This window comes from Plantactinospora sp. CA-294935 (assembly GCF_050936445.1).
GTDB lineage: Bacteria > Actinomycetota > Actinomycetes > Mycobacteriales > Micromonosporaceae > Plantactinospora.
On record NZ_JBNJMU010000001.1, the window covers coordinates 5,779,221 to 5,794,602 of the forward strand.

Here is a 15,382-nt window from a genome sequence, read left to right on the forward strand (position 1 = left end):
GGGTCACGCCGCGCGCAGCCGGTTGATCAGCCCGGTCCGGGAGCGGACGTCCAGCTTCGCGAACATCCGCGACAGGTGCGACTCGACGGTCCGCCGGCTCAGGAACAGCCGCGCCGCGATCTCCTGGTTGGTCAGGCCCATCGCGACCAGGTCGGCGATCTCCCGCTCTCGGGCGGTCAACGTGCGCACCGGCCGGTCCCGCTCGGCGACGGCCACGGCTGCCAGCCAGCCGGCGCCGCACTCCCGGTAGCCGGCGAGGGCGCGATCGAACGCCGCTCGCCCCCACTCGACGTGACCCGCCCGGCCGTGCGCGCGACCGGCGAGGTGTTCCGCGAGCGCCGCGTCGAACGGGGCGCCGGCGGTGGCCAGGTCGGCGGCCGCGCCGCGGGCCAGTCGGGCCGCCTCGCCCGACCTGCCCGCCCGTACCGCGATGGACGCCCGCGCGTAGCCGGCCAGCCCCAGCTCGTACGGCAGGCCGGCGCCGGCCGCGGTTAGCTGCGCCCGCTCTGCCGTCATCCTGGCCGCGCCGAGGTCGCCCGTGCCGGCCAGCGCGACCGCCCGCAGCACCTCCGCGTGCACGGCGGCCGGCGCTTCGACCGACGGTGATGCGTGGGCTGGCGGTGCCGCGGTGGCTCGTGGTGGTGCGACGGGTGGGGCGTTGGCCGGTGCCGCCGCCGATGCGTCGGCCGGCGCCTGGGACGGCGACGGGCCAATGGCCAGCCGGTCGAGGCACTCCTGCGGGTGCCCGGCGGCCAGCGCCGCCACGGCCAGGTTCAGCCCCGCGACCCGCCGCCACGTTGCGGTGCGGGGCCGGTCGGCGTCCGCCAGCCGGCGGGCCACGGCGGCGGTCGCGCCGGGACCGGCCGTCCACAGCAGCGGTCGCAGCAGCACGGCGTCCGCCATCGCCGCCAACTCGGCGCTGCCGGCGCGCCGGGCGGCGGCACCGGCCTCCCGAGCGAGCCGCAGCGCCGCGGCCAACCGGCCGGCCCGGGTATGCAGGGCGGCCTCCAGCACCAGCAGGTACGGCAGCACGCCGCGCTGGCCGGTGTCCTCCGCCAGCTCCCTGGCCCGGGCCAGGTGCCGGCCCGCCGCCGCCAGGTCGCCCAGGTCCGCCGCCGCCGAGGAGACCGTGCCGAGCAGGTCGAGGTGCGGCCACAGGGACTCGTCGGCGGCGGCATCCACCAAGTCCGTCGCACTGGCCAGGTGAATGCGGGCCGCCGCGATACGTCCCTCGGACAGGGCGGCCACCGCGCTCAACCCATGCGCCATCCCGGCGAGCACGGACCGGTCGTTCCCCGCACCCGCCAGCGCCCGTTCGGCGTGTATCCGGGTAGCGCCCGGGTCACTGCGCAGCGCCTCCGCCGCCGCCAGCCGTACCCGGCGCCCGACCTCGGCCGCCGCACCGGTCCGACCGCGGCGCAGCAGCTCGCGCAGGATCGCCGCGGCCTCGTCCGCATCACCCCGAAGCTGCGCGACCAGCGCCCGAACGTCCCCCACCCGTGTCCCACCCTCGTCGGGCAGCTCGGCCAGGTCGTCGGGCAGGTCGGTGAGCACCGCCTGGGGGCGGTTCAGGTCCCCGGTCAGGGCCAGGGCGCGCGCATACCGCAGTGTGACGGTCGGCCGCCGTGGGTCCCCTTCGGGCAGGACCCGTAGCGCGGCGGCAAGCCACCGGCCGGACTGCGCCGGGGCGGAGAACACACACGACAGGCCCGCGTCGACGAGGATGCGAGCGGCGGTCTCGTCGCCGGGCCCGGCGGACCGTTCGGTGTGATGCGCCAGCGCCCGCAGCGGTCCGCCGTGCGTACGCAGGTAGCCGGCGACCCGCGCGTGGAGTCCCACCCGGGTGGCGGGCCCCACCAGCGCCCGGACGGCCGCGCGCAGCACCGGGTTCGGGAATCCGAACCGGGTGCCGTACACCTCGACATGACCTAGCCAGCACAGCCGGTCGACGGCGGAGGTCACCGCCGTGACCGTCAGTCCCGTCACGTGCGCGAGGAGGTCGACGGTGGCCTGGTCGCCCGCGACGGCGGCGGCCTGCGCCACGGCTCGGGTGTCCGGATCCTGCGCGATGATCTCCGCGGCCAGGCCGGCGAGGACGTCCCGTGCCGTGCCGCCGATGTCCCGGTCTCCGTCGTGGTCCCCGCCCGACAGCAGTGCGGCCAGCGCATTGTCGCTCAGCCGGCACAGCGCCCGCACGAGGCCCGGACTGCCACCGCTGGCCCGCAGGATCAGCTCCCGCCGGCGGTGCGGCAGATCCGGCAGGAGGCTCTCCAGGTCGCTGGGACCCAGCCGGGCCAAGTCGATCCGGATCGCCGCCGGCCCGTGGCCGACCAGGGCGTCCACCACCCGCACCGGCGGCCGGCTGTGCCGGAAGGTGACCGCGATCAGCATTGGCCGCGGTGGCGGCCGGCGGATGAGGTGCTCGGTCAGTTGGAGTGACGCGGGGTCGGCCCAGTGCAGATCGTCCAGCAACAGCACGCCGCCCAGCAGCCGGCGTACTCCATGGTAGACCTCCAGTCGGTCGGCGTTTTCCGGCGCCCGCCACCCGAGCGGGCCCAACGCCTCGGCGAACAACCCGTAGGGGCGGCTCTGTTCCACCTCGACGGCCCGGCCCGAGCAGGTCGACAACCCCGCCGCCGCGGCCCGCTGCCGAAGCTCGGACAGCAGCCGCGTCTTGCCGACGCCCGGCCCGCCGGATATCTCCACCCCGGTGAACCGGCCGGCCGCGACCATCGAGAGCGCCCGGTCGAGCAGTTCGAGTTCGGCGGCACGTCCCACCATCGGCGTCACCTCATCACCCACGGAGCTCAGGGTGCCGGCCGCCTCTGGATCGCCACTGGACGCCGAATGGACGGCCACCCGAAGCGCCATTTGTCGGCCGATGACGGCTACCACCACTTGCCCATGAACAACGGTCTCTTCCGACAGCTCCGCAACGGATCCGCTTCCATGCCCTTCGCCGCGGCCATCCGGAGCGAGCGCACCATGGCCAGCCGCGCGTCCGGGAGGCCGTCGGCGCCGAGGTTGCCCACGTCCGAGTTGACGTCGGTGCCGGAGTGGGCTGACCCGCGGTCGGCGACCGGTGCGGATGGTCGATCGCGAACGTCTATCGCTGGCCGGTGACGAAGGCTGCCGCCAGCGTGGTGACTACTTCTTCGGGGGAGGGCATGGCGGCGATCTGATCGGCGATCCTGCGGGCGTTGCTCCGGTAGGTCGGTGTGCCGAGCAGCGTGTCGACGGCCTGGGCCAGAGCTTCCGGAGTGAAGTCGTCTGGCAGGAGCTGAATGGCGGCGCCCGCGTTGGCCGCCCGTTCGGCGTGCAGGAACTGGTCCGCGCCCTGCGGTACGACCACCATGGGCAGCCCGGCGGTCAGCACGCCGAGCACGGTCCCGGCGCCGCCGTGGCAGACCGCCAGGTCGATGTCGGCCAGCAGGTCGCGCATCGGCACGAACGGCTCGAAGGCGACGGCAGTGTGGTCGACGTCGAAGTCGTCGGCCGAGGCGGTGAGCCCGACGGGCACCCGGAGGGCGGCGCCGGTGGCGGCGAGTACCCGCAGGATGGGATTGAGCCGCCGGGCGTCGGTGAAGAGGGTGCCGAAGGTGACCAGGATCCGTGGTCGCCCGACCAGCGTTCGGAGCGCGGGAGTGCGCTGGTCTCGTGGAGCCCGGTGAGCCTCCGGGCGCAACGGCAGCCACCCCTCGGGCACCTGCCAGTCGTCGATCTGCAGACCCGGGGGGCAGACGTCCAGCACCCAACGGGCCCGCCGGGGCGCCGATGCGCGGCTCAGGTACTGCCCGGCCACATTCTCGTTCAAGGCCAGCCGGAACTCCTCCGAACCCTCTGGCCCGTACGTCAGCGTGGCGAAGGGCACGTCCAGCAGGACGGCGACCAGCGGCCCGAGGACATCCCCCGGGTCGACGACGATCAGATCCGGCCGCCAGGCCCGGGCCGTGGCCAGACTCTCCGCCAGGGAGAGGTCGATCCGGGCGTTGCCGAACGCCTCAAGCTGCGCTCCGAGCGACGCCCCCGCCAACACGTCCTCACCCGTACGGCGCAGGACCTCGGCCTGGAGCGCGCTCGCATCCGCGCCAGCGGGAAGAATCTCGAACTCCTCGGCGGCGAAGACCTTCGCGACGGACTCCGGCACCATCAGCGACACGGCGTGCCCCTGGTCATGGAAGGCTCGGGCCGTCGGCAACTGCGGCAGGAGATGACCGAGCAGCGGGGCCCCGGTGAAGACAACCCTCATGCAACTGTCCATTCTAGACGAATGCGTGCTCCAGCGACGAGCCGAACGACACGATCCTGGTCCGGGAGAGCAGGTCCAGGTCATCCGGCTGGTAGGTGTGCCGTGACTTGTCGGCGTGGCGCACGTAGACGTAGTTGAACCGGTCGGTCGCGTACGTGGCGCACCCCTGTCGCGCGCAGTCGATGAGGAACGCGATGTCCTCGCCCCTCGTCCGGTCGGCGAACTTGACCGCGTGGCACAGATCCCGGCGCATCAGGAGTGTCCCGCCGCACAGGGGCGGTCCGTACACATGCTCGTTGCCTGGGAAGATCACCCCGAGCGCGGGTAGCTTCTCCAGGTAGATGAATCTGGTCCACTTCCCGACGACGTCCGCCTCGGTGTACTCGAAGGCGCGCATCTGATCTTCCAGATAGTGCGCACCGTAGAAGTCGTCGTCGTCCATCCTGGCAACGTGCGTCCCGGACGCGGCCTCGATCAGCTCATTGCAGATGGACCCCAGCGACCGCTCACTCGGCAGTCGCACGATCGTGAGGTTGTGCAGCCCCTGGTCGCGCGCGACATCTCGGATGCGGGACTCCGGTTCATCGACGCCATGCAGCCCGAGGATCAGCTCGAAATCCCGGTACGTCTGTCGACCCGCGTTCCTGATGATGCTCTCGTACCCGCCGAGCCGATGGGTCGGTGCCACGATGGAGACCAGCGGACGTGAGCGGGGAGCGGCGTCGAGGCCGACGGTCCTCAGGAGGTCGTCGACGCGGCCCGCATAGGTATGGTCCCGCATGACCCGCCGGACACCTTCCACCGCCTTGCGGTCCCTCAGCTCGGTGCTCGCCAGAAGGGCCTTGACCAGCATCCGCGACGATGACGTGTCGGAGCCGACCTCCACCACACCGGAGCCCAGCATCGGAGCAATCGCGGACGAGGGCCCACTGATCACCGGAGTACCGCAGGCCAGCGATTCCAGGAGTTCGGGCGGGAGCCTCGTCGGGGAGTCCGGTGCCGGGTTCGCGCTGAGCAGGATTCGATAGCGCCGGTACGCGCTCAGCAGTTGGTCATACGCCAGACGGCTGACGACGTTGTTCTCGGGGCCGGTGGGTAGCCCGGAACGGGACTCGGACTCGCCGAGCGAGAGGATGTGCAACCCGAGACCAGCGGTGGCGCCCAGGAGGTTGTCGATCTGCTCCGCGTCCGCCTGACGGCCGGCATCGTGACCTGACGCCGCGTACGCGATGTCGCCGACGCTGTGCGAGAAGGCTCCCACCGGATTGTGAATGCGCGGCTGGATCGCGAACGGCAGCACGCCGACCCGGTCGTGCCCAAGGTCCGCCCGGTACCGGACTACACAGCTCGCGTCCACGGTGAACACCCAGTCGAAGTGGCGGGCGCTGCGCAGGAGCGACTCGTAGTTCAGCGGGTCGTCGTTGTTCCAGAAGACGGTGGGAACGGCGTGTTGCCGACAGTGGTCGAGCAGGTCCAGCGTCCATCGGCTGAGCCCGCCATCCGCGGTGAACGGACCGCCCGTACCGCGGGCCGGGATGCTCGACTCGACCAGCAGGAGTTGCGGCGGGTCGGGCCGGAAGGCGGCAGGCCACGAGTCCCGCCATACCGGCTCCAACGCGAACTCGTACCGCAGCGCCGAGCGCGAGCGCTCGCCCAGGACGGCCGCGACGCGGAGGTCGGGCCGCCGCGACGGCCCGGTCGGAAGACTGGCCGACTCGAACCGGACCGTCTCCGCCGCTGTTCCATTGCTGTTCGCCACGTCGATCCGCCACGGCCGGCCGGCGGTCGGCGAACCATTGCCGACTGCCTGTTCGATGTCACGGTCGCGTATCATGCACATGAGCGCGGCGGCGGCATCGGCGGTCGAATCGATGGTCTCTACACGTACGTCGACTGGTTTTCGAGCGGTCCGGTTCCGCGCCTGGATGACGACGCGACCGTCGTTCGACGTGATGGAGTGAACGTCGAAACCTCGGAGAATCGCCGCGATCATGTCCGGAAAGCGGATCTTCAGAGCGTCGACGAGATCGTCGTCGCGCGCCACGAACTCGATCTCGCCGCCAACCACCACTACGCGACCCAACTCGTCGAACAACCGTTGAAGCCGCGAGACGTTGAGCACCTCCAGTCCGATGACGGCGCGATCGAACGTGGCATCCTGGAACGGCAGGACGTCCGGTGTCCCGCGAGCCGGCCAGAAGCTGGACGGTGGCGGAAGCCGAGTTAGGTCGAGCGTGAGTGGTGACGTCGAGGGCTCAGCCGGCATCCTGTATCTCCGTCGCGATTGACGAGGACCTTCCGTAACCCCAGCGTGCGCATCGATCTTCGAGGTAGTCGGGAACGGGCTCGGTGCTCGACCGCTCCGGCCGGGGCTGGAGCCGACCCGAGCGGATAGCGGTGCCGAAGTCGCCGATTCCCGGCTGGAACGGGCCGTGGTCTGCCCGGCCGTACTCCAGCATGCTCGGTTCCCAGTCAACCTCAAGATAGGCACAGACAGCCTTCGTCGTCTCGACCGGCTCAGCTATCAGGCCCTCGTACCGAACCGTGATGCCCGGCAACTCCCGCCGAGCTTCTTCAACCCCGTCGATCATCCTGAGAACGATAGGGACGACCTCGGACTCTGGATCGGGCCCCGCCCGCAGCGCCGATTTCATGATGTGTGCTGGATTGCGTAGCAGGAATATGTTGCGGGCCCGCGGCCAGCACTCGCTGAGCCGACGCCAGGACAGGGAGTTCAAGGGCGTCTTCTCGACGATCAGTGACTTCTTACTTGCTTCAAGCAGGCGATGGAGGATTCTGTCCCACAGGAGGAAGTCAAGTTCCTCGCCGACGAGTCCGGCGGTCCGCAGCGCCAGTTCGGCGTACCAGGTGGGGACCTCGACCTTCATGGAGGGCAGATGAAGCTCATGTGGTGCGTAGATCTGTGAATGTGTGTTGAGAATGCAGCGAAGCAAGGTCGATCCGGATCGGACGGCCGACAGGATGAAGACCGGCCTCTCCACGAGCCGAGCCCCCTGGTCGGTCCGCACGAGTGCCTCCGCGTGGTCGTTCACCTGAGTTCGTGAGAAAGGATCGTCGGTCCCGATGCGCCGGGCGGGTTGGATCCGGTGACCTCGCGAAGCCAGTCGGGCAACCGTCCTTCGTCGAGCAGGTCCAGCACCGCGGCCTTGCTCATGGGATTGGAGAAGTGGATGTGGGCGGCCTGGCTGGGGGTTCGCAGCAGCTCTTCGAGCCGTTCGCGCTCCTCCCGGTAGCTGGCCGCCTTCCGGTCCTGCGCATAGAACTCGTAGTGGCCGAGCAAGATCTTCAGGTCCCACACGTCCGGTACGCGCGGTCCGAGGTTCTCGAAGAGCAGGGCCTTGTGGTCGAGTGCTACCGTCCCGCCTTCGACAAGTTGTACCAGCGTCCAGTAGTACTGGTCGCTGAACGCGTACCGCTCGTCGGTGTCGTAGTCGAACAGTCGCAACTTCTCCAGGAGTTCGAACCGCTCGCTCGGGGGCTTCGGGTATCTGTTGTAGAGATCGAGCAGAACGCCGGCCGGGCCGACGAAACCACCGCTGTTGAGGAAGGGGTAGGGATAGATCGGGGGAGTGTCCAGGAGGGCGAACCCGAGGGCGCCCAGCGGCCAACTACCGGCTTCGGCGCCGAACACGACCGGTTGCGAAAAGCTCGTGTAGAGATCCTCGATATGCTGCTCTCCCCGAATGAACAACGTGTCGTACGCGTCGGTGAACACGATCAGTTCGTCGGCGTCCGCGTGCCGCGCGAGATAATCCGTGAAGATCGACCGCTTGTCGCTGTGTCGAAAGCCTTCCTGGGTCGAGTGCAGGATGATCAGGTCGAGTCCGAGTATGCCGCAGGACGGGATCAGCAGTCGTTGCAGGAAGGGCTGATCGAGATCGGATGCTATGGTGACGACCTTCATGGTGCCTCCCGTGATTCACACCGCAAATGATGACCGCGACCGGCCGATGCCGATTCCTCCGGCGAGCACGTGTTGTTCGAAGCTGATGCCGAGATCCCGTTCCCAGCGTTTCATGATCTCCTGCTCGCCGGGTCGGTTGACGTCGTCGAGCACGATGGTGTAGTCGTCGGCGAGCAGCGGGGAGAAAAATGGAATCGCAGGATACCGCGCGTGCTGCCGCGCGACGTCGTTCGCGGGCGGGCCGTCGATGACGAGCAGGTCGATCGTCCGGTCGGCGATCGTCCGTCGAATGGCCTCCGATTCGTACCACGCGTTCTCCTCGTCGGGCCACGCCGACTCCGTCGGCGCCAGCGGGGCGCGCACGACCGTCACTACGTCCTCCAGCGACTCGTCTGCGAACTCCTGCTCAACGGCGTCTGCCCATTGTTCGTCGTGTTCCACGGTCCAGACATGTCCTCCTCGCTGTCGCAGAAGGCGTCCGATGTAGATGGACGAGATGCCGGCCCCCAGCTCTACGATGCATCGCCGCCGGTTGATGATGATCTCGTTGAGTACGGTGACGACACCGCTGGGCCGCATTGCCGCCATATTCCATGGCAGATAGCTCGATGACAGCGGTGCCAGAACCTGTAGCGCGAGTACGTCCTGCCAAAGCTGATCATTCATGGGTCGCCGCCTGAGGTAGGGATCGCGCCACCAGTGGTACGTGGCGTTCGGGCCGGTGTCCCGGTGCGCGCATGGTGGACCCGGCCGACGTGGAACGCTGCAGCAGTTCTACCAGATTGTCCTAGCGAGTGCGTTAGGTAAAACTACGCAATACCAACGAGTAGTTGTGGCCGCTAACGACTGTGCGATGGCCAGCCGATGTGCAGTTGACCAGGGACAACCGCCACAGCATTGACGATCGTCGGTGCCAGGAGATTGGTTCCGTCGACTTGACCGCTCGTTGGGATCCCGGCTAGGTTGCTGACCGTCATCACTGCCAAACGCTTGTCTGGGTATTTGTGGGAAGCCGCTTCGGCGATGCGTACTCCGAGGAGAGTCGAGTGTCGGAGATAGACGGCGAGTCGGCCGGTGGCGGCGCCGACGCGGCGCCGCGGATTTCAGTCATCGTCCCCACCTACAACCGCGCCGAGGATCTGCGCCTGACGCTTGAGAGCCTGTGCGCGCAGACGCTGCCCGTCGACCGGTACGAGGTGGTCGTCGCCGACGACGGGTCACGCGACGAGACGCGGTCCGTCGTCGAATCCTTCGCGGGCAGACTGCGGTGCAAATACCACTTTCAAAAGGATCTCGGTGCCCAGGCCGGGCCGGTGCGCGACAACGGCGTGACGCGGGTGCGCAACGCCGGCGCGCGGCTGGCCACCGCACCCCTGCTGGTCTTCCTGGACTGTGCCACGCTGGCCGGCCCGGATCTGCTCGCGGCACATCTGCGCGCGCACACCCCACCCGCCGTGCCGGGCCGGGCGGTTGCCGGGTACGTGTACGGATACCCGCCACGGAAGACCGACGATCCGGATTACCGGTGCCCACCCGGACTGGCCGAGGCGGTTCGGACGCTGACACCGCAGCAGGTGGCGGACCGCTATCGGGACGAGCCGGGGTTTCGCGACCCACGGCACGGCGAGTTCGAGAAGGTCGGCTTCGACCTGCGGAACCGCATTTTTCCGGAGGAGTTGTTCTGGAGCTCGAACTGCTCCGTGCCCGCCGCCGACTTCTGGGCGGTCGGCGGCTTCGACGAGGACTTCCGCGGTTGGGGCCTGGACGACGTCGACCTGGGCTACCGGCTGGTACGCAACGGCACCGCGATTCACCTGAGCCTGGACGCGTGGGCGATCGAGTCACCGCACGAGCGGGACGGGGCGGTGAACCTCGCGGGCTTCCACCGCAACGCCCGGAGCTTCTTCGACAAGTACCAGTTCGCCGAGCCGCCGCTCGAGCTCGGCTGGCTGGTCATGCAATCACCCGGCGGGCCCGCGCTCGCCACTCTGGAGACCCTCAACCGCCAGGTGGCGGACTGGACCCACCAATGCGCCGGGCTCACCGTCGCTGCGGAGTTGGCGCACGCGTTCGAGCCGATCGCGCCCGATGAGCGCGTTGCGGTGTTCGGCGCCGGCGCCGTCGTGCCGGCCGTCACGCAGTCGTGCGTTCTCGCCGATTTCGACCGGCAGGTGGTGGACCGGCTCCTCGCGGACGGCGCGGGCGCGCGCCACGACGTGCGGCACAACCTGGGCATCCAGACCGCATTACCGGACAAGGCCGTGGACACCGTCGTGATCACGTCGAGGCTGGATGGGCTCTGGAGTGCCTTCGGCTCCGCGATTTTGGCCGAGGCGCACCGGATCGGCACGCGGGTATCCGTCCTCACGGCGAATCGCCGGCATGGGTGACCCGGTCCAGCTCCGGAGACTCGCGTCGAGAAGCGAGTGGGACCCGCACCGGAGGGACGCGGTCGAGCTGATCCTCCCGGCTGCGGTGACCCGCTCGCCCCGCCGCAGAGTTCCGCCGCTGAACGATCGGGACGCCTCCATCCTGGAGGGTGTCGCCTCGGGCGCCTCGAGCGTGCAGCTCGCGGCGAGCCTCTTTCTGAGTCAGCAGGGCGTGAGCTACCACATCGGACGGCTGCTGCGCAGATTCCGCGTGCCGAACCGGACGGCACTGGTCGGCAGGGCGTACTCCCTGGGCATATTCGACTCCGGCTCCTGGCCGCCCAAAGTGCTGCGGGAGTTCGTCGCCGACGAATAGCGTTCGTCGACCCAACCTGTTCCGTACCGCAACCTGAGGGACCGGCAGGCGTGGACCGCAAGCGTGCTCTCTCCGAGACGGAACCGGTGGCTGCTGGTCCCCGCCCGGAGATCCTGGGCGATCTGACATTCCGTACGGATCAGCTCGCATTCGGGCTGGCCGACGGATCAACCGGATACTGGCGGCCGAGTGGCGTGCCGGGTCGCATCGGTAGGCGCGGTCAGACCGTCCCGGGCTTGCGCGAGGCCGCGGTGTCCAGGACCACCCGCGCCGCAACCCGGGCACCGTCCGGAAAGCGCTCGTAGGCGCTCATCATCTCGCGGGCACGGGCGCGGTACGCCGGCCGGGTCAGCACCGTGCGCACGGCGTGGCGAATCCGCTCGGCCGTCTGCCGCTCCTTCTTCAACCACACGCCGGCACCGGACCACGCCACCCGGGCATTGTTCTCCATGTGGTCCTCCGAGTTCCCAACCGCGACCAGCGGCACCCCGTGCGCCAGCGCGGTCTGCACACCTCCGAAACCGCCGTTGGTGACCATGAGGTCGACCTGCGGCAGCACCTCGGTGAACGGGATGTATGGCTCCAGCACCACGTTCGCCGGGTGGCGATCCGCGGACAGCACCTCCCGCGGATCGCGGCCGCCCGACGTGGCGATCACCAGCATGTCCTCGTCTGCCAGCCCGTCGATCGCCGGTAACAGGAGGTTCTCCGGGTCGGTGGCGGCGGTGCCCTGCGTGACGAACACCACCGGCCGGCCGGCAGCCCGTGCCTGCGTGACCCGACCCCACCACGCCGGCCGCGCCCAGGCGTCCAACCCGTCCAACCGCGTCGGTCCGCAGAACACCACGGAGCTGGGAAGGTCGCGTCGTGGATATTCGAGCTGCGGGATGCTCGATTGGATGTAGCGGTCCACGATCTGCTGCGGCCAGGAGAAGAAGAAGCCATCGAGCGGCGGCAGGTCGAGTGCCGCCCGGATCCGGGTCGCGGCGCGCTGCGGCTCGCGCATCACGACCCGGCGGACCAGGTGGTAGAGCAGGCGGTTGCGTATCCGGCCGAACGGCCCGCGCAAGGGCCGCAGGCCCGTGCCGTACGGTGCCGTGTCCACACTCGACACGTGCAGGGCCCCGGTCGAGAAGACCACCTGGGGGATGCCGCGGCGCTCGGCCGCGAACATCCCGGCCAGGAAACTGTGGTCGGAGACCACCACCTCGGGCGCGAAGGAGTCGATCAGCTCGTCGATGTCCGCGACGAAGGCCGGCACGGGGCGGACGAACACCTCCAGCACGGTGGCGCCGTACCCGCCGACGCCACCGGTTCGGCCCGGCGCGCTCCGCAGCGCGTCCGCGGCGCCGGCGTCGGCCCCGGCGCGCGTGCTCATCGGTGCGAACTTCGCGCCGGTACCGACGACCAGGGGCTCGAACACCCTCCCGGTGTACCAGAGCACGTCGTGGCCCCCGGCGACCAACTCCCGGACCAAGGGTGTCGCGTAGCGCAGGTGCCCGGTGATGGCGTGCGTGGTGACAAGGATCGTTGTCATGTGGGTCAGCCTCCCGCGACAGCGGCGGAACTCCGCCGCGCCGGCAACGCGTCCGAGGTCACTCCGCCACGCGCGCGAACAGCCGTCCGGCGAAGGCGAGCGACAGGACGGCACCGCCAATCGCCAGGCCGAACGCCCACGCGACCCCGCTGTTCCAGGCATGTCCCGCAAACAGTTCCCGGGCGCCTTCCACCACCGTCGTCAGCGGGTTGGCCAGGGACAGCCAGCGCAGCCAGTCCGGTGCGTACGTCATCGGCACGAAGATGCCCGACAGCAGCAGGAGCGGCATGGTGATCAGGTTGATCCCCGGACCGAGTACCTCGTTGGTCTTGAAGATCAGCGCGAGGGCGTACGAGAGCGGCGCGATGGACAGGGCGAGCAGCAACAGCAGGCCCGCCATCTGTAGCAGTTGGACGGGGTACAGGCGCAGCCCGAGCACTATCGCCGGCAGGGTGATCATCGTGCACTGGAACAGCAGCACCGCCGCGTCGCGCAGACTCCGCCCGAGCAGCAGGGCGAACCTGCTGACCGGGGTGACCTGGAACCGTTCGAGCACGCCGAAGTGCGTCTCGGTGACCAGTGAGAAGCAGGCGTAGAGGCAGGTGAATATCGCCATCTGCACCAGCAGGCCCGGGAAGTACAGGTTGAGCACGTCATCCGGGTCTGCCCCGCGCAGGCTGCTCTTGAGTAGCGGGGCGAACAGGATCAGGAAGAACAAGGGCTGGACGAACATCACCGCCACCCCCATCCTGCTGTGGATGGTCCGGGTCACGGCGCGCCGGAACACCAGCCAGGTCTCGCTTGCGATCTTCACGGTGTACTCCTTGGTCGTCCGGGGGCGGCGGTGTCACTTCGCATCGCGTAGCGACCTGCCGGTCTTGCGCAGGAACACGTCGTCGAGCGACGGCCGCTCCAGCGTGATCGATCGCAGTTCGAGCCCGTTGGCGTCGAGCAGGCGCATCACCTGCGGCAGCGCGGTGTCTCCCTTGTCCACGTACAGCCGGATGGTCTGCTGGTCGGTGTCGTCCACCTCCCGCACGAACGGCTGCTCCGCCAGCAGCTTGCGGCCGATCTTCGGGTCGCCGGCCACGCCGACCGCGACGATGTCTCCGGCGATCTCACGCTTGAGATCCTGCGGCGTGCCCTCCGCGGCCACCCGGCCGTGGTCGATGATGACCAGTCGGTCGCACAGCGCGTCCGCCTCGTCGAGATAGTGGGTGGTCAGGAAGACGGTCATGCCCTCCTCGCGCAGCCTGCGCACCTGGACCCACAGGTTCGCCCGGCTCTGCGGGTCGAGGCCGGCGGTCGGCTCGTCGAGGAAGACCAGTCTGGGTGAGTGCACCATGCCGAGCGCCAGGTCGAGGCGCCGCCGCTGCCCGCCCGAGTACGTGCCCGTCCGCCGATCCGCGCACTCGCCCAGTTCGAAGGCGTCGACCGCCCACTGTGCCCGTGCCTGCGCCGCGGACTTGGTCATGCCCTGGAACCGGCCCTGGATGATCAGCTCCTGCCAGGCCGTCATGGTCGGGTCGGTGCCGCCTCGCTGGCCGACGTAGCCGATGTGCCGGCGCACTTCGGCCGGCTGCTCGACGAGGTCCGCGCCGAACACCGTTGCCCGACCGAAGGAGGGCCGAAGCAGCGTCGCGAGCATCCGGACCGTCGTCGTCTTACCCGCACCGTTCGGCCCGAGGAAGCCGAAGATTTCTCCGGGCTCCACCACGAGGTCCACACCGCGCACCGCCTCGACCTGCCCGCGACGACCGCGGAATGTTTTGCCGAGTCCAATAGTTTCGATCATTTTTTCTCGCTTTCAGGACGCGTCCGCGCGCGTCTCCGGCTCGATGAGCAGTCCCATGTACTCGATTCCATAAGTGCCGGGCCGGGAACGCAGCCGCGGCGGCCGCTCCGGGTCGATCGACATCCGGTCCAGATGCGGGTAAATGGCCCGGAACGCCTTGCCCGCGAACAGCTTGCCGAGCACGGCGCCTGGGCAGAAGTGCGGGCCGGCGCCGAAGGCCATGTGGTCCTCCTTGTTCGGGCGGTCCAGGTCGAACGCGTCCGGGTCCGGGAACTTGCGCGGGTCGCGATTGGCCGCGGCGAGCAGCGTGTGCACAAGTGCGCCGCGGGGGATCACCGTGTCGTGCAAAACAACGTCTACCTCTGCGCGGCGCAGTAACCAGGGAGTCGGGGTGTATAGGCGCAGGTATTCGTCGATGAAATCATCTGTGCGGTCGGGGTCCGCGGTCAAGACCCGGCCCAGATGCCGGTCCTCCAGCAGCATTCTCATCCCACCGCCCAGCAGGTTCATGGTGGTTTCCATGCCGGCGGCGACATAGGACCACCCGAGGCCGACCATTTCGTCGTGGTCCACATCCCCGGACTCCCTGCGACAGACCAGGTCACTGAGGATGTCGCCGCGGTGCGGGCAGCCGGCGCGCTCGGCGGCCAGCTCGTCGATGTAGCCCACCAGGCCCATGAAGTCCTCGAAGAAACCCGGGACCAGTTCGGGGTCGAGCCCGCCCATCACGGAGAAGACCTCGATGACCGCCTGGGACCAGCGCTGCATTTCGGCCTTGCGCTCCATCGGAAAGCCGAGCATGCCGCCGACGACCCGCAGCGGCAGCGCGGTGCTGAACTGGTCGACGAACTCGACGGAGCGTTGGGCGAGCAGGTCCTCGACGAGTTCCTCGACGGTTTCCTGGATCCACCCGTTCAGGGAGCTCAGCGCGCGTGGACCGAGGGCACGGTTGGTCACCCGGCGCAACCTGGTGTGGTCCGGGGCGTCCCGGTTCACCATGATCGGCAGATCGAGGAAGTCGCCCCGCCGCACGTGTGAGGAGAACTGCCTGCGGTCCCGCAGTGCCATCGCCACGTCGTCGTACCGGCTCAGAATGTAGAAGTCCTCGCCATCGACGGTGGTGGCGGCCAT

13 protein-coding genes are annotated in these 15,382 nt (G+C 69.1%); 3 read left to right on the forward strand and 10 right to left on the reverse strand.

Annotated elements, in window-relative coordinates; translation table 11 throughout:
* Nucleotides 1-3: 3 nt before the first annotated feature.
* The 3 genes from ACQEVC_RS25775 to ACQEVC_RS25785 all read right to left on the reverse strand — a co-directional run bounded on the left by ACQEVC_RS25775 (nt 4) and on the right by ACQEVC_RS25785 (nt 6,083).
* Nucleotides 4-2,802 (reverse strand): LuxR C-terminal-related transcriptional regulator, encoded by a 2,799-nt coding sequence (locus ACQEVC_RS25775; protein ID WP_432882137.1) that lies wholly within the window; start codon nt 2,800-2,802, stop codon nt 4-6.
* A gap of 304 nt (nt 2,803-3,106) precedes the next feature.
* The gene (locus tag ACQEVC_RS25780) at nt 3,107-4,249 is read right to left on the reverse strand and encodes a glycosyltransferase (protein WP_432882140.1); all 1,143 of its coding nucleotides are present in this window, start codon (nt 4,247-4,249) and stop codon (nt 3,107-3,109) included.
* A 13-nt stretch (nt 4,250-4,262) separates the two neighbouring features.
* Nucleotides 4,263-6,083, reverse strand: a complete 1,821-nt coding sequence (locus tag ACQEVC_RS25785; protein ID WP_432882143.1) for a glycosyltransferase family protein — start codon at nt 6,081-6,083, stop codon at nt 4,263-4,265.
* A 123-nt stretch (nt 6,084-6,206) separates the two neighbouring features.
* On the opposite strand from ACQEVC_RS25785, the gene ACQEVC_RS25790 reads away from it, so the two are divergent.
* Complete coding sequence (locus tag ACQEVC_RS25790; protein WP_432882145.1) at nt 6,207-6,476, forward strand: hypothetical protein; 270 nt, start codon at nt 6,207-6,209, stop codon at nt 6,474-6,476.
* 28 nt (nt 6,477-6,504) lie between these two features.
* Here the strand turns inward: ACQEVC_RS25790 and ACQEVC_RS25795 are convergent, their stop codons facing one another.
* The 3 genes from ACQEVC_RS25795 to ACQEVC_RS25805 are packed head-to-tail and all read right to left on the reverse strand — an operon-like array spanning nt 6,505 to nt 8,840.
* Entirely contained in the window at nt 6,505-7,302 is a 798-nt protein-coding gene (locus ACQEVC_RS25795) for a sulfotransferase family protein (RefSeq protein WP_432882148.1), read from the reverse strand.
* The gene (locus ACQEVC_RS25800) at nt 7,299-8,174 is read right to left on the reverse strand and encodes a glycosyltransferase domain-containing protein (RefSeq protein WP_432882150.1); all 876 of its coding nucleotides are present in this window, start codon (nt 8,172-8,174) and stop codon (nt 7,299-7,301) included. Before ACQEVC_RS25800 ends, ACQEVC_RS25795 begins: the two co-directional genes overlap by 4 nt.
* Before the next feature lie 15 nt (nt 8,175-8,189).
* Complete coding sequence (locus ACQEVC_RS25805; protein ID WP_432882153.1) at nt 8,190-8,840, reverse strand: class I SAM-dependent methyltransferase; 651 nt, start codon at nt 8,838-8,840, stop codon at nt 8,190-8,192.
* Nucleotides 8,841-9,220: 380 nt separating this feature from the next.
* Here ACQEVC_RS25805 and ACQEVC_RS25810 point away from each other — a divergent pair, with 380 nt between their 5' ends.
* Nucleotides 9,221-10,564 carry a glycosyltransferase gene (locus tag ACQEVC_RS25810; protein ID WP_432882156.1) on the forward strand — a complete coding sequence of 448 codons (1,344 nt, stop codon included), beginning with the start codon at nt 9,221-9,223 and terminating at the stop codon, nt 10,562-10,564.
* Nucleotides 10,557-10,919 (forward strand): LuxR C-terminal-related transcriptional regulator, encoded by a 363-nt coding sequence (locus tag ACQEVC_RS25815; protein ID WP_432882158.1) that lies wholly within the window; start codon nt 10,557-10,559, stop codon nt 10,917-10,919. Before ACQEVC_RS25810 ends, ACQEVC_RS25815 begins: the two co-directional genes overlap by 8 nt.
* A gap of 220 nt (nt 10,920-11,139) precedes the next feature.
* Here the strand turns inward: ACQEVC_RS25815 and ACQEVC_RS25820 are convergent, their stop codons facing one another.
* The 4 genes from ACQEVC_RS25820 to ACQEVC_RS25835 are packed head-to-tail and all read right to left on the reverse strand — an operon-like array spanning nt 11,140 to nt 15,382.
* Nucleotides 11,140-12,456, reverse strand: coding sequence for a glycosyltransferase (locus tag ACQEVC_RS25820; protein WP_432882160.1), 1,317 nt, complete (start codon nt 12,454-12,456; stop codon nt 11,140-11,142).
* A 58-nt stretch (nt 12,457-12,514) separates the two neighbouring features.
* Nucleotides 12,515-13,270: an ABC transporter permease gene (locus tag ACQEVC_RS25825; protein ID WP_318400365.1), complete on the reverse strand. Its 756-nt coding sequence runs from the start codon at nt 13,268-13,270 to the stop codon at nt 12,515-12,517.
* A gap of 33 nt (nt 13,271-13,303) precedes the next feature.
* Complete coding sequence (locus tag ACQEVC_RS25830; protein ID WP_432882164.1) at nt 13,304-14,251, reverse strand: ATP-binding cassette domain-containing protein; 948 nt, start codon at nt 14,249-14,251, stop codon at nt 13,304-13,306.
* A gap of 12 nt (nt 14,252-14,263) precedes the next feature.
* Nucleotides 14,264-15,382 carry a cytochrome P450 gene (locus tag ACQEVC_RS25835; protein WP_432882167.1) on the reverse strand — a complete coding sequence of 373 codons (1,119 nt, stop codon included), beginning with the start codon at nt 15,380-15,382 and terminating at the stop codon, nt 14,264-14,266.